Source organism: Actinokineospora globicatena (genome assembly GCF_024171945.1).
Lineage (GTDB): Bacteria > Actinomycetota > Actinomycetes > Mycobacteriales > Pseudonocardiaceae > Actinokineospora > Actinokineospora globicatena.
In genome coordinates this window covers 13067-25242 of record NZ_JAMTCR010000004.1, presented here as the reverse complement: position 1 = coordinate 25242, position 12176 = coordinate 13067, and the positions used below count along the sequence as shown (strand labels likewise).

General features: G+C 66.4%; 18 protein-coding genes. 10 read left to right on the top strand and 8 right to left on the bottom strand.

The window, feature by feature from the left end; all coding sequences use genetic code 11:
* The 5 genes from LV79_RS19015 to LV79_RS18995 all read left to right on the top strand — a co-directional run bounded on the left by LV79_RS19015 (window position 1) and on the right by LV79_RS18995 (window position 2866).
* Window positions 1-708, top strand: coding sequence for a Scr1 family TA system antitoxin-like transcriptional regulator (locus tag LV79_RS19015; RefSeq protein WP_253838630.1), 708 nt, complete (start codon window positions 1-3; stop codon window positions 706-708).
* A complete protein-coding gene (locus tag LV79_RS19010) occupies window positions 705-1454 on the top strand; it encodes a hypothetical protein (RefSeq protein WP_253838629.1) in 750 nt (249 codons plus the stop codon). The genes LV79_RS19015 and LV79_RS19010 overlap by 4 nt, the downstream gene beginning before the upstream one ends.
* Before the next feature lie 290 nt (window positions 1455-1744).
* The gene (locus tag LV79_RS19005; protein WP_253838628.1) at window positions 1745-1984 is read left to right on the top strand and encodes a hypothetical protein; all 240 of its coding nucleotides are present in this window, start codon (window positions 1745-1747) and stop codon (window positions 1982-1984) included.
* A 95-nt stretch (window positions 1985-2079) separates the two neighbouring features.
* On the top strand, window positions 2080-2421 hold the full coding sequence (locus LV79_RS19000) for a hypothetical protein (RefSeq protein ID WP_253838627.1): 342 nt from the start codon (window positions 2080-2082) through the stop codon (window positions 2419-2421).
* Window position 2422: 1 nt separating this feature from the next.
* On the top strand, window positions 2423-2866 hold the full coding sequence (locus tag LV79_RS18995; RefSeq protein ID WP_253838625.1) for a hypothetical protein: 444 nt from the start codon (window positions 2423-2425) through the stop codon (window positions 2864-2866).
* A gap of 715 nt (window positions 2867-3581) precedes the next feature.
* Here the strand turns inward: LV79_RS18995 and LV79_RS18990 are convergent.
* The 5 genes from LV79_RS18990 to LV79_RS18975 all read right to left on the bottom strand — a co-directional run bounded on the left by LV79_RS18990 (window position 3582) and on the right by LV79_RS18975 (window position 7624).
* Window positions 3582-4034 carry an Imm1 family immunity protein gene (locus LV79_RS18990; protein ID WP_253838623.1) on the bottom strand — a complete coding sequence of 151 codons (453 nt, stop codon included), beginning with the start codon at window positions 4032-4034 and terminating at the stop codon, window positions 3582-3584.
* Between the two features lie 31 nt (window positions 4035-4065).
* Window positions 4066-4911 (bottom strand): IS30 family transposase, encoded by an 846-nt coding sequence (locus LV79_RS18985; protein WP_301321413.1) that lies wholly within the window; start codon window positions 4909-4911, stop codon window positions 4066-4068.
* Window positions 4912-5145: 234 nt separating this feature from the next.
* Window positions 5146-5298 (bottom strand): DddA-like double-stranded DNA deaminase toxin, encoded by a 153-nt coding sequence (locus LV79_RS34820; RefSeq protein WP_372495362.1) that lies wholly within the window; start codon window positions 5296-5298, stop codon window positions 5146-5148.
* Window positions 5295-5897, bottom strand: a complete 603-nt coding sequence (locus LV79_RS18980) for a hypothetical protein (RefSeq protein WP_253838619.1) — start codon at window positions 5895-5897, stop codon at window positions 5295-5297. The genes LV79_RS34820 and LV79_RS18980 overlap by 4 nt, the downstream gene beginning before the upstream one ends.
* A 119-nt stretch (window positions 5898-6016) precedes the next feature.
* Window positions 6017-7624 carry an NsdA family TPR-like regulatory protein gene (locus LV79_RS18975; RefSeq protein ID WP_486303582.1) on the bottom strand — a complete coding sequence of 536 codons (1608 nt, stop codon included), beginning with the start codon at window positions 7622-7624 and terminating at the stop codon, window positions 6017-6019.
* A gap of 30 nt (window positions 7625-7654) precedes the next feature.
* Between LV79_RS18975 and LV79_RS18970 the strand changes: the two genes are divergently transcribed.
* Genes LV79_RS18970 through LV79_RS18960 form a run of 3 tightly spaced genes read left to right on the top strand, consistent with a single transcriptional unit; the run spans window position 7655 to window position 8647 of the window.
* Window positions 7655-8008, top strand: coding sequence for a hypothetical protein (locus LV79_RS18970; RefSeq protein WP_253838616.1), 354 nt, complete (start codon window positions 7655-7657; stop codon window positions 8006-8008).
* Complete coding sequence (locus LV79_RS18965; protein WP_253838615.1) at window positions 8008-8382, top strand: recombinase family protein; 375 nt, start codon at window positions 8008-8010, stop codon at window positions 8380-8382. The genes LV79_RS18970 and LV79_RS18965 overlap by 1 nt, the downstream gene beginning before the upstream one ends.
* Window positions 8372-8647: a hypothetical protein gene (locus LV79_RS18960; RefSeq protein WP_253838614.1), complete on the top strand. Its 276-nt coding sequence runs from the start codon at window positions 8372-8374 to the stop codon at window positions 8645-8647. Before LV79_RS18965 ends, LV79_RS18960 begins: the two co-directional genes overlap by 11 nt.
* A 337-nt stretch (window positions 8648-8984) precedes the next feature.
* Here LV79_RS18960 and LV79_RS18955 read toward each other — a convergent pair whose 3' ends face one another.
* Together LV79_RS18955 and LV79_RS18950 are read right to left on the bottom strand one after the other, a co-directional pair.
* Window positions 8985-9545 carry a DUF6461 domain-containing protein gene (locus tag LV79_RS18955; RefSeq protein WP_253838613.1) on the bottom strand — a complete coding sequence of 187 codons (561 nt, stop codon included), beginning with the start codon at window positions 9543-9545 and terminating at the stop codon, window positions 8985-8987.
* Window positions 9533-10162 carry a NucA/NucB deoxyribonuclease domain-containing protein gene (locus LV79_RS18950; protein WP_253838611.1) on the bottom strand — a complete coding sequence of 210 codons (630 nt, stop codon included), beginning with the start codon at window positions 10160-10162 and terminating at the stop codon, window positions 9533-9535. The genes LV79_RS18955 and LV79_RS18950 overlap by 13 nt, the downstream gene beginning before the upstream one ends.
* Window positions 10163-10357: 195 nt before the next feature.
* On the opposite strand from LV79_RS18950, the gene LV79_RS18945 reads away from it, so the two are divergent.
* Together LV79_RS18945 and LV79_RS18940 are read left to right on the top strand one after the other, a co-directional pair.
* Complete coding sequence (locus tag LV79_RS18945) at window positions 10358-10687, top strand: hypothetical protein (protein ID WP_253838609.1); 330 nt, start codon at window positions 10358-10360, stop codon at window positions 10685-10687.
* Window positions 10684-10992, top strand: a complete 309-nt coding sequence (locus LV79_RS18940; RefSeq protein ID WP_253838607.1) for a hypothetical protein — start codon at window positions 10684-10686, stop codon at window positions 10990-10992. The genes LV79_RS18945 and LV79_RS18940 overlap by 4 nt, the downstream gene beginning before the upstream one ends.
* Here the strand turns inward: LV79_RS18940 and LV79_RS34575 are convergent.
* Window positions 10939-11799: an NYN domain-containing protein gene (locus LV79_RS34575; RefSeq protein WP_253838605.1), complete on the bottom strand. Its 861-nt coding sequence runs from the start codon at window positions 11797-11799 to the stop codon at window positions 10939-10941. The genes LV79_RS18940 and LV79_RS34575 overlap by 54 nt on opposite strands.
* Between the last annotated feature and the right edge of the window lie 377 nt (window positions 11800-12176).

Sequence of the window (12176 nt, the reverse complement as noted above, 5' to 3'; positions counted from 1 at the left end):
ATGGGCAAGCTTATCCAGAACCGCATCATCGAGACCGGACGCAGCCAACGTGAGGTCTCCGACGCGAGCGGGCTCGACCCGGCCACTTTGTCTCGCTTCCTCAACGGCACCAGGAAACTCGGCGACGGTGACCTGTCGGTGCTGGCCTGGGCAGTCGGCTACACATCTCGAGATGTGCGGCGGGCCCTCGTCGATATTAACCGCGATCATGACGAGACCGAGTGGTGGGTCAGCGACACCACCACACCACTGGCCGACGCCATCACCACCGTGATCCACGGCCTCACCGCGACCACCACATCCTTCTCGCCGCACACCATCCCCGCCGACCTGACACCCCAACGCCGAAACACCAAGCCCACTGCCGGGCAGTACTTCATCGGCCGGGCGGCACTGGACCGTGTCAAGCCAGATGACCAGGCAACTGTTGACCAGGTCCAGCTCCTCTATCGACTCGCCGGATCGGGCCACCTCACGATTCGATTGGCGGAGACCAACGAGTACAACCACCCGTTCGAGCTACTCGTCCTCGGCAGCGGCCACAAGAGCGTCAAGTTCGACATCCTCGACACCGCCCTCTACCTCGACGACATCGAGCGGTTCCAGACCGCAATCCAGACAATCAAACATAAGGCCGCTAGCGTCGACGATTCCCTGGCCGTGCTCGGAAACCTCGCCACGCACCTCGCCGACAGGGTCTCCGCGTGAAGCGCCCCGGACGCGGGATGTGCGTCATCGGCGGTGACCTTCACACCGCGGTGCAGACCTGGACCCGCGCCGACACCCACCCCATCGTCCTCATCGGACTGAGCCACGTCGGCGAGACCGACTATTACACCGCTGTAGGGCGGATCCTGGATGCGAATCTCGACGCGGAAGTCCTCCACGAAGGGGTGGTCCGCGAGCAGCCGCCACCCGCGTTGACCGCGCGGGAGCGGGATCGGCTCGCGCACCTCGATGGCTGGGGCCTGCGCCGCGCGTTGGAGTGGGCCGCCGTGGCCACGGGCCTGCAACTCCAGAGTCACGGACTGGTCCGTAGAGAACATTGGCGCAACGCCGACGTGACCGCCGTGGACCTACTCCGAGTATCCGGCGATCTCCGGGACATCACCCTGCCCGACCCCGACGACCTCACCTGGCCGCAGGGGCGTCAGGCACGACTGGCCGCGCGCCTGCTGCGGCGGCTGATGATTCACGGCTCGCGGTGGACGCACCTGACCGCCAACCGCTCCACACGACTGGGCATCATCGACTGGCGCAACATCAACGCCATCATCCAAGTCTTTCGTGTCGTCCACGACTCACCGGTGCTGCTCCTCTGGGGAGCGGGACACCTACGAGGCATGGGCAAGCTCTTGGCGCTCAACGACTTCAACCTTGACAACACCCGGTGGCTCCGCGCGATCAGCGCGCGAGCACCCACCATGCCGGACGACCAGCCCGCAGACGCGTGATGGCGGCACTGCACTGTGGTCGACGATCAGATGGAGAATGCTGTGATTCCCCAATTAGTAAAGACGTCTTGAGATCGCTCGACAGGACCGCGCGTCCACGAGCATCCGGCGTGCACGTTCGCTCGATGAGCGACAGCACTGTCGCCGCGTTGCCAGTCTGGCCCTCTTCCCTGGGGCCATTGTAATTTTGTGGAACCATCACATTGGTGTCGGCCACCAGCGATACGACCACCGCCCGAATCCCCATGCAGCACAACCACACCGTTCGATACAAGTGCGAGGAATCCCCTATGCAGACCCCGATGCTCGACGTCTACACCAAGCTCACCGACGGCTGCTCGATGTCTTATGAGAGCATCGGCGCGGGCGAGACCGAGTTCACGCTCGGCGGCGCGATCAACGGTGCCCTGGTACTCACGTTCACCGGCGCCGCACTCCGCGATTTCCTCGCCCTGGCCACCGAGGCCCTCGACCGCAACACGAAGTCCACAGTGGACGCGTCCTCCGCGAGCGAGCCACCCACCAAGTAGAGCGTCGCCACGGTCCTCGCCCGGGGAATCCGATCATGCCGGGCGAGGACAAGCCGCTCGTATGTCCATCCGACCCGTAGCCTCGAGGAGACCTGATGACCTCGCCGGACATCACCGCGGTCGCCACCTACCCGCAACTGCGGCACCTGATCGACCTGCGGGCAATAGGCTGGACATTCCAGCCCATCGTCGACGACAACGGCGTCAACCAAGTCTACGGCTTCCGACACTGGCCCGGCGGATGGATCGACCTGCTCATCATCCACCACCTGACCAACACAGCCGCGGCCCGCGCCACGCACGACGGCCACCTGGTCTGGACACGCGAGGGCGGGTTCATCGAGGTCATCGACCACCTCGCCGACCTACCGGCCCCACACGAACCCCTCGCCCCCACGCTCGTCATCGGCCGCGTCCCGACACTCTGGACACAGTGACATGCCGACCGCATCACGAACCCCCAACTGGAACGACGTCGCCGCCACCATCCGCCACCGCATGACCACACTGGCACTGAGCGAACAGCAACTCGCCACGCGATCGCGGGTCTCCCTCACGACCGTCAAGGAACTCACCCGCAACACCACCCAACGACACCGCCACCACTCCACGCTCCCGCGCCTATCCCAAGCCCTCGACCTCGACCCCGACCACCTCGGAAACCTCGCCGGCCACACCGCTTCCCTACCCGATCGCGAACTGCAAGCCGAACTCGAGCACACCGACCTCCCACCCGGCCTACGCGACCTCATCCTGCACACACTCGCCGGATTCCGCGCCGAACTCCACCAGATCCGCACCGAACACGACAAACTCACACGCACCGCACAGACACAACTCCGCCGCGTCGAAACCCTGCCCGCCAACACCTACGCGGAATGACACAGCCGACCACCAACTGGGCGGCGGTCGCGGACGCCCTCGACCACCGACTCCACGAACTCCACTGGCCCCAACGAGAACTCGCCGAACGCTCCAAAGTCTCCCAAGCGATCATCCGCGAACTGCAATACAACACCATCCAACGCAACCGCAGCACACGAACACTCGAAGCCCTCTCCACCGCCCTCGGCTGGCACCCCCACCACCTCAACGCCATCCTCCACGGCACCACACCACCACAAACCGACCAACCCGACAACACACAGCACGTACTCACACCCCGACTAGACGCCATCGAGCAACACATCACCGAGATGTCCACAACGCTGCGAGACCTAACGGACCACCTCGCGCTACTCGTACACCACAAACGGCCTACAGAGACAGAGTCCGGTACCCAATCCAGTTCGAATCAGTCTTGATCATCTATCCCCCCCAGCCCTCTCTACCGAACGGGGCCTGGTCGGAACAAGCTTGGACCTGACCGGGCGTGTCCCTGGTCAGCTCCACGGTCGCTTCTACGGCGTGCACGGGTACCCGGCCGGGCGTGGTCAACTACGAAATCCGCTACGCGAAAAGCCGGTCCGACACCGTTAATCTGGTCGATCAGCTTGTCCCGTTCTCGGCTCTACACAAGGAACCGCCGTCAGGACGCCTTCACCGCTGACGCGATGTCCACCGGCAGCCACTGAAGCTGCTCACTCTCGGACCGAATTTATTCCTCATCGGACGGAATGCCCGGCATCCGTTCGCCCAACTCCCATTCAATGGAGTTCGGTCGCTGCCCGGATGACAAAAATTCCGCCAGAGCCGAGTACACGACCTCGATCGGAACAACACCCCGAGGAGGAACGGCTACATCGTGCATACCCGCCAAACGGCCATCCTCCCACGCCGCGTTGAGGCCGCTACTCGGCGCCCAGAGCCGAAATCCTGCCCGCCAGGTCAGGACTCCTCGGTCGTTGAACACCCCGAACGTCAGACTCTCCTGACGTTCCTCACCCTCGGGGTCGTCATCACCGGCCCAGTGGCGCGCCAGGTTCCAGACCCACATGACTTCCACACCCGCGTCGTTGAGCCGCTTGACCTCGGCCAACAGGTCCACCCCACGCGGGAGGTCGTCCACCGCGATCCATCCGCGGTCGAGTACCGGAACCTCGTCGGTCATCGAGTGGCCCTCCCGTGATAGATGGGTGGTGTCAAGTTGTGGGTGCACCACCAGCCTCTATCAGTAGTTTGTTGAACATTTCAGTGGGTTTGTAGCCCCCAAGTGTCTCTCTGGGACGGTCGTTCAATCGGTCGGCAACGGCGTCGAGTTCGATTTGGGTGTGTCCCGACAGGTCCGTTCCTTTCGGGAAGTACTGGCGGAGCAGGCCGTTCGTGTTCTCGTTGGTTCCCCGTTGCCAGGGCGAGTGAGGGTCGCAGAAATACACGTCGACACCGGTCTTGATGGTGAACGTGGCGTGTGCGGCCATCTCCTTGCCCTGATCCCAAGTGACACTGGTGCAAAGGGCCTCGGGGAGGGTCTCCATCTTCCGCGCCAGCAAGGCCGCGACACGCTCGGCTGTGCGATCGTAGGGAATACGCACCAGAATGACGTACCGGGTCTTGCGTTCGACGAGCGTGGCGATCTGAGATTTGTTCCCTTTGCCGAGAATGAGATCGCCTTCCCACGCCCCGGGGATCGCGCGGTCCTCGACCTCGGCTGGCCGGTCGCTGATGTTGACCATGTCTTTGATGGTCCCTCTGGCCACAACCGGTCGCGTTCGAGGCACACGGCGCGCCCTGCCCTGGCGCAGGGCGATCCTCAACCGGGTCCGCAACTCACCCCGAGCTTGCAAGTACAACGACTGGTAGATCGTCTCGTCTGACACCCGCATAGTGTCGTCCTCCGGGAAATCCAACGGCAAGCGGATGCTGATCTGCCGAGGAGACCACCCGTTCGCCAACCCCTCATTCACCACATCATGCAACGCGACATTCGACTCCAACAAACGCGCCTTCGGGCGAACTCGACAAGCATCAGCCCGCTCCTGCGCCGCCATCGCCCGATACGACTCACGCCCGCCGTTCCGATTGACCTCACGCGACACCACCGAATGATCCCGCCCCAGCAACGACCAACAGCCCGGAACGACACACCCTTTGCAATTTCCCGAGAAACAACCTCCCGCTCATCGGCGCATAACTCGACACCCCGCATACAGCAACAACCCTTCAACCGAACACACCCGACAGGCCGGAAGGAACAATTCTACCAACTCGCTGGTGCACTCACTCTATGACACCAAGATGTGTTTGAACGGATTCCCGTTCACGTCGGCGCCCAACACGGTCAGCGTATACCCTTCTGGCAGAATCCTGGGCAGAGCGCGGTGACACCCGGGCAGATACGAACCGGACTCGGACCCGCACGGCGCATGATTGATCACGACCTGACCTTGCTTTCGCGCATCTCGATCTGCATCACCACCACTTTGACTTCGACGTGGTTGTTCAGCTGATCCGCGTTGGGCACACGAAGAGCGTGAATGCGATGCGCTGCCTTTTCCGCCCACTGGTCATTTCTCGTCGCGCTGATCTCACCTAGGTCCTGCCCGTCGAGCCGCACCCAGCCGATCATGGGCGGCGAAGTGCGCTGCCCTTTCCGCACCCGCGGCGGCATGAAGTCGTGGTACGGGACGGACTCCTGCGGGTAGCGGTCCCCGTGCATGTTCGGCTCTCCCCGCAGACCCACCTGCGGCGACTCGGGTGCGGGCGCACGCCGTGCTTCCCGTGACATAGGGGCGGCGGGAGGAGGTAGGGTGGGTACGCCAGTCAACCCTCGTGGTCCGCCGTGGTGATCAGCCGCGTCCGCGAGTTCGGCGCTCGCGCGGTCGAGCGCCTCGCGCAGCTCATCAAGCCGACCACTGACCGCTTCAAGAATGCCCAAGATCGAGCCAGACCTGGCGGAGTGTCCGAGGACCACCTGGACGACCTGGGCTGTCGCGTTCAACCACTCGGTGACTGGACCGATCATCGTCTCGGACAAAGCTGCGACATTGTCTCGCAACTTCCGGGAGACTCGACCGCGCTGACAGAAGTAGTCGCTCTCGCCGTTGTTCGGTAGGTCGCCTGGCGAGGACGTGCAGCCAGGTTGGTGTGCTGCCGTCAGGTCTGTGCGCGCACTGTGCGTCGCACTCGCGTGGCCAGGTCGCGTACGCCGGGCACGTCCCGGTGTCCGCGGGCCGCGTCCGCGAGTCGTGTGAGTGCGTCGTTGACCCGGTCGGAGCGTACGGACCCGACGGAGGCCAGGGCGTCGTTGCCGAGTGTCACGGCTTCGTGTGGGTCGTCGCGGGCCATCATCAGGGCGGCGAGGTTGGCCTTGGCCAGCGCCTTGCCTCGTGAGTGGCCCTCGGGGAAGCCGGCGACGGCTGTCTGCAGCCGGTGCTGTGCTTCCTCGTGCGCGCCGCCGTTGAGCGCCAGGTACAGCAACGCGCGTCCGGTGTCGCGGTCGAGGTGGGCTTGGCTGTAGTGGGAGAGCCAGACCGGCTCGTCGTCCGACGCCGTGGTGAACAGGTCTTCGGCCTTGGCTACGGCGGTGCGGCAGTCCTGGCTGCGGGATGCGCCGACGAGCCCGAGGGCTCGTGCGTGGCGGGTGTGCATCATTGCCCCGACTTTCGGGGTGAGTCGGTCGGCGCGCACCAGGGCGGCTTCGGCGAAGCTCAACGCGTCGTCGGTGCGGTCGAGGTGGACCGAGAGGTTCGCCAGACCGGAGAGCGTCTTGGCGCGCATGGCCCAGTCGCCGGATTCGGTCGCGCAGCCGACGCCGAATCGGAACGCGCGTTCGGCGTGGGTGTGCAGTCCGGCGTCGAAGCACACTCCGGCGGCGGTGTCGGCGAGTTCGGCGACGGCGGAGAACCACTGCGTGCGTACGCCGGAGTTGGCGAACGGGCCGTCGGTGAGCTCGGCGGTGGCGGCGAGTTGGGTGATGACCGCGCGGGAGGAGAGCTGGCCGCCGTATTGGTGGTCCTGGGTGGCGAACATGCGGGCGAGTTGGCGTACCTGCTCGACGTCGGCCTGGCCGACCTGGCGGCTGCTGCCGCCCGCGGTTCGGGCCGCGAACTCGGCCAGGGGGTCGGTGAAGGTCAGGCTGGCCACCGATCCGGCCAGCACCCGGAGGAACGCCTGCCGCTCCACGTCGTCGCCTCCTTCACGGTAGCGAGGGCTCGTCTCCACGGTAGCCGCGCGGGAGCGGGTGCTGAAGAAGCCGAGCTCGCGGTCCGTGGCAGCGTTCAGGGCGGCGCGGAGCGCATCCCGGTAGCCCTTGTTGGGCCAGCGGTGGACGCCGCGCTCGAGCTTGCCGACGTAGTCGGCGTCCATCGCCCCCGGGCTGCCGGTCGCCCGTTCGACCTGCGCGTTCGCGCGCGTTCCGCCAGCTGGCCCTGGGTCAGACCGGCAGCTGAGCGGGCTGCGCGCAAGTGGTCGTTGGGAGTGGGTGTCACCGGTCCTCGATCCGTGTCCGCCGCCGTGCCCAGCGTAATGGTCGGCACGGCTGTGACCAGGTGATCGTGGTGAATCCTCCGGGTAAAGCTCCGGGTGGTCGGCGGGTTGATGGCCGGGTTCGTGGATGGTCGTGGTCTGCGTGTTCGTCGCTGTTCCGCCACCGGTGATCGGCAGCGAAGCTCGGTTTACGGCACCCCGCGCCGGATGACGTTGCTGGTAGGAGCCCCGACCCGTGCCAGCAGCCGCGTGTCTCCGGTGTGGGGTGCCTCCCACCGGAGCCGGCGAACGCGGAGCAGCTGCGTCGTGACCAAGAACATCACCCAGGACGACGCCCTGCGTCGTTTCCCCGAACTTGTCCACCTGTTGTCCATCCGCGAGGCCGGGTGGAACTTCCACCTGCTCGGCGAAAACGACGAACTGGTGGGCGTGGCCGCGAGCTACAGCCGCGCGCAGTTCACCGACGCGATCTTCGTCTTCGACCGCACCCACTTTCTGGCGAACCGTTTGCTGGCCGACGACTACGGCGGTGGAGTGGTCTGGATGAAGGAAAGCAGCGACCTCGAGGAGATCGTCCACGACATCCGGGACCTGCCAGCTCCCGGCGAACCCGGCGCCCCGTCGCTGGTGCTTGCCTCCGGTTCGCTGTGGACACCGTGATGGCAACTCCGGTGGTCTACGGCTACATCCGCACCGCGACCGAGGACCCCGCCGGCGTCTTGGAGTACCGGGCGGCGATCGAGGTGTTGTGCGCCCGCGAAGGGTGGGAGTTGGGCGCGGTCTTCCAGGATGTGGGGTCACCGTTGGACGCCGAGGGACGCCCCGGGTTCCGCGGCCTGCTGGACGCGGCGGCGATGCCGCGCACCACGGCGGTGGTCCTGGTGGACAGCACCCACCTCTCACCCCGACCCGCCATGCAGGCCGAGCTGGCCGCTCGGATTTGTCGGACGGGCGCGGCCGTCACGGTGGTGCACGGCGCTGTGCCCGAGCCCGATCACAGGCATGAGACGCATGGCGGTCCCGGTGTCCAGTGATGACGCCATTCCCGAGAACCCGTGGCGTGACGACCAAGTGCTACTGCACGGGCTGACCGATATCCACCGAGGGCTCGCCGCGTATCTGGAGAACATCCTGCAGGTGCATCACGGCACCGCCGAACCGCTGCCTGCCCGAGTGGTGGCCAGTCTCGGCACCTGCATGGTCGAGGTGGGCAACGCCCTCACCGGACGGGTCATCGACGCCGTGCCCAAGGACCTGTTGTCGCCGCCTTTCCGCGCTGGAGGTGACGGCGGTGGGTGAGCAGCTGATGAACCGTCTCGCCCATGGGTAGTCATCGGGACGGGCGGCCGGGGTCGGTGTCGGTCGCCGAGCTGGTGGCACGCACGGCAGAGGATGGCTGGCCGCTGTGGCTCAACTGGCGCCCCTCCGATCTCGCGGCGAATGGCCTGGTAGCTCCAGAACGACGGGATGACAGGCCGACCGGCGTGATACCCCGCGTGGCCGATGGCCCAGCCGACCGCCTTCCACGCCGCCCACGGACCGCACCCATCGCCAAACCCGACCCGAACAAGCCGACGTGGATCCAGCACGACGTGCACGTGCTCGAGCAGGTGTTGAACGGGCTGCTGAGACTGGCCTAGGCCGGGAGGCGGTAGGTCGGCAGCGGCGTGGTCAACCAGGACTCCTCGACCACCACCTCGGTCACCCGCTCGACCGCAGCGAGGCTGGCGGACTTGAGGTGATCAAGGGGGAAGTCCTCGGGCTCGACCCAGCCGGGCAGCATGTCGTTGGCCCCGGCCGGGAGACCGATGAAGGTGGGGTCGAACCGGGCGACGAGCTGCCCGTCCCTGGCCTGCACGATCTGGTGGTCGCCGTTGGCGCTCCAGTACACCGACACGAACAACCCGGTCGGGCTGGCGAGCTGCTGGGCGACGGCCGGGGCGTTGCCAACCCAGCCGTTGGGCTCGATCACCACCAGGTGCTCGCCGCGTCGCGCGAGCTGCAGGAGGCCGTAGTCGTCGACGTGCTCGTTGCGTTCCTCCAGCGCGGCCTCGAACGTCATCTCCGCGCGCCGCACGTCGTCACGGGCCCCGTAGGCGGCGAGCACATCGTGCTCGCTCCGCCCGATGGTCACGGCCAGGGTCCAGGCCAGGTCGAAGGCGGTGTCCGCCCACGCGTAGCGGGTCACAGCGCGCATTGTTCCACCTGCTCATCAGCAACGTCCGCCCCAGTGAACCCGGTCGTGGCGACCTGGGCCGGGTTGGAGATGACCACCAGGAAACTGTCCCCCTGGCCGATCTTGGCCTTGGCGTACCCGGAGCTGATCGTCCCACCCTGACACCGCTGCTCGCGCAACGGGACCTCCTCGGTGCGCGCGCCGGAACCGCCCTCGTCCGTGGTCGCGAAGCTATATTCGTCGCAACTCCCCCCGTTCTTCGGCACGAACCGCCCGCACGCCGCGGCCCGATTCGCGGGCTGCTTGGCGGAGTTGCGGGTCAGGACCGACGGCTGACCCTCGCCCCAGGCCAGGTGGATGTTGCGGGCGATAAACGGCATCTTGGCCGCGTCGATCACCACCACCTTCACGTCACCGCACTGCCGCGTGGTCAACGCGACCGTGACGGTGCACTGCCGGGCCTTGGCTTCCCCGTCACCGCCCACCAGGAGCTGGTGGCCCTCGTCCTCGATCAGCACCGGCTCCTGGTTCTCGAAGGCCCCGGTCACGGTGTCGATCACCGCCTCCGGACCGAAATAGGCCACGATCCCGGCGACGGCCAGGATGGACAGGAGCAAGCCGGACATGGTGCGGGGCATCGGTTTCCTTCACGCGACAACCTGTCATCACACGGACACGAACAGGTGTAGCAAGATCACCAACGCGACGACACAGAGCTTTGGGCGGAGATTTGCCCCGAGGGGCAGCGTGACTACACGCACGCCGTCGGCAACCGGTTCATCCGGCAAGGTCCACATCGAACATATGTGCGAACGGATGGTATGTTGCCGGGCATGAAACCGCCCTCCTCACTCACTCCGCCGGACGGGGTGCTGCGGTACCGGCTCGATCCCGTGGGCGCGGTGATCGCCATCCTGCCCACCAGATGCAAGAGCGGGCGACACCCACTCGTTCCCGGCATCAGCACCGTGCGCGCCGCGGGCGGCGAACTCCGGATCGACTGCCCGGCCTGCGCCACCACGCCGGGTGGCACCGACACCAGGTGGCGGTGGACCGGCGATCACCGCTACCCGGACCGGGTCGAGCTGGACGAGCGGTTCTACGACGGCCATCCAGCCCGCCGACCCCGGGCGGCGAAGCGACAGGAACCGGGCGAGTCGTGATCATCAGCCCGTACACCTCGTGGACCGGCGACGCCCTCCACGGCCGCAGCCACGTGCTCACCCCGGTCTGGATCCGACTCGACAACCTCTTCCCCCGACCGGACGGAGTCCCGCGGCACGTGATCGAGACCGGCCTCGACCTCACCGGCGCGGTCCCCGCACGCCTGCACGGCCGCTTCCCCAGCGTGGACGGCCACTGGTGCGGCGTCATCGACTACGAGATCAACTACGCCGACGGCCGACGAGACCAGCTACACCTCAAGGACCAACTCGTGCCCTTCACCGCCCTCCGTCGGCGGGACTAGGGGCGCAGCGACCTCCCCCTCCAGCGAACGGTTGTCGGTGAGTGACACGGTGATGTCGCCACCTGAGGTGCCTACCACGCGGACCCGGTGCGTCAGGCGGCCCAGGAAGTCCCGGAAGCTGCGGCAGCCGTAGTTGCGCTCGTCGAACGCCGGGTCGAGGGAGGTCATCTTGTTCTTCACCCACCCGGCGGTCGGAGTGCCGACGGCCGCCTGCTCCATCGCGGCGACCAGCAGGTTCTCGGCCGTGGCGATGTCGAACTCGTCGGCGAAGTGGTCTCCCGGCTCGGGTTCGACCTGGGCGAGCAGGGTGCCCCAGTACTTGTACTCCGAGCACACCGACACCAGCCGCGGGCTGGCGTTGGCCTCGGTGCCCACGCCGACGACGTGCTTGCCGAACTCGCGCAGCCGCTGCACCAGCGGGGTGTAGTCACCGTCGCCCGCGACCAGCACGAACACACTGACCTCGGGGTGGGTGATCAGCGTTTCCATCGCGTCGACGGCCATGCGGATGTCGGCGGCGTTCTTACGGGCGGCGCCGAAGCGGACCACCTGGATCAGGTCGACGCCGTTCATGGCCGAGTCCTGCTGATAGCGGCCGGACTGCGGATTCGCCCAGTCCGCGTACGCGCGGCGGATGACCGCGTTGCCGTAGTCGCGACACAGCCGGGTGATCGCCGCGTAAGGCACGGGGTTGGCGCGGCCTGGCAGGCCACGACCCGCGCCGCGGACCAGGTTCTCGAAGTCCACGTACACCCCGACCGAGGCATTGCCCTGCTCGGCAGCCCGTTCCGCTGCGAGTGCGTCCACCCCCTGGCAATCGACGAGCCTTGCTCAAGGTGGTCTTACCGGCGCCGGTATCCCGTGCAAGAGGAACAGGCCTTCGGCGCCTAGAGCGTCGAAGGCCCTGGAGGGTTCTGTCGCCATGCTCACGAACGTCTCCACCATCGGCCTGCCCACGCTCACGGGCTTCGCTGTACCGGCGTTTGGATACCTCAAGTACCGTGCCTACCTGAAGACTGCGGGCCATGTCATCGACAAACTCGGGGTCGATCGCCTCGGCAAACTCCGAGTAATCGCTCCACCGTCCCGCCGCACATCGACACGACGGCCCCCCCGGTAAACAGCGGTGCACGCCCCACCTCCCTGCCCGACCATCGCCACCAGGCGGTCACCGCAGCACAGCA